2 protein-coding genes are annotated in these 814 nt (G+C 44.3%); both read right to left on the bottom strand.

What is annotated here, in order from left to right:
* Nucleotides 1–31: 31 nt before the first annotated feature.
* Complete coding sequence (locus tag R7190_RS26650; protein ID WP_005455485.1) at nucleotides 32–460, bottom strand: HIT family protein; 429 nt, start codon at nucleotides 458–460, stop codon at nucleotides 32–34.
* A 125-nt stretch (nucleotides 461–585) separates the two neighbouring features.
* On the bottom strand, nucleotides 586–814 hold a 229-nt coding region (locus tag R7190_RS26645), incomplete at its 5' end, for a DALR anticodon-binding domain-containing protein (RefSeq protein ID WP_318137769.1).

Genomic DNA, 814 nt, shown 5'->3' with positions numbered 1-814 from the left:
GCAAGCAAATCTCATAGCGGCTGAATATTAATTAAGCTTTATGGAAGATCGAGCTTAGCGACAATACATTTCCAATACGTTTGAGAATCTCATCTTGTTCTTCTTCGCTACGAAACTCGCCGCTTGTGTTTCCCCAAATCGGCCCTGGCCATGCAACGTCGTCCTTAAAGCGTGCGATATGATGAATGTGTAGCTGCGGCACCATGTTACCGAGTGCGCCAAGATTCAACTTGTCAGGACGGAAAGTCGCTTCGAGCGCTTGGCTTACCGCTTGTGATTCAAGTAAAAACTGTTGCTGCTCTTTCATCGGTAAGTGGTGCAATTCTTTTAAGTTGGCACGTTTAGGAACTAAGATGACCCACGGCACTGCATTATCTTTATGTAGAAGTGCAACGCAAAGAGGGAAGTGGCCGATTACTGTGGTGTCTTTTGCCAATTGAGGGTGCAGTTCAAAACTCATTGTGGATATCCGATTCATTTCAATTTGAATTAGTATACGTCAGATAAAACAAAAGGTTGACGCTTTCACGTCAACCTTTGCAATCATTCAGCTTGTGCTACTTAAGTTATCAACTTAAAAGCGGCTTACATGCGCTCTAGCGTTTCGATACCTAGTAGCGATAAACCTTGCTTGATGGTTTTCGCTGTTAGGGCTGCCAGTTTTAGACGGCTTTGCTTAACGGCTTCATCTTCTGCTACTAGAATTGGGCATGCTTCGTAGAAGCTTGAGAATTGACCGGCTAGTTCAAATAGGTAGCTACACATGATGGGCGGTTGGCCTTCAGGAGCAACAGATTGAACGGCTTCTTCAAAT

The sequence above is a fragment of the Vibrio sp. 1078-1 genome (genome assembly GCF_033340475.1).
Note: the sequence above shows the minus strand (reverse complement) of the source record. Positions and strands in the feature narration are given on the sequence as shown.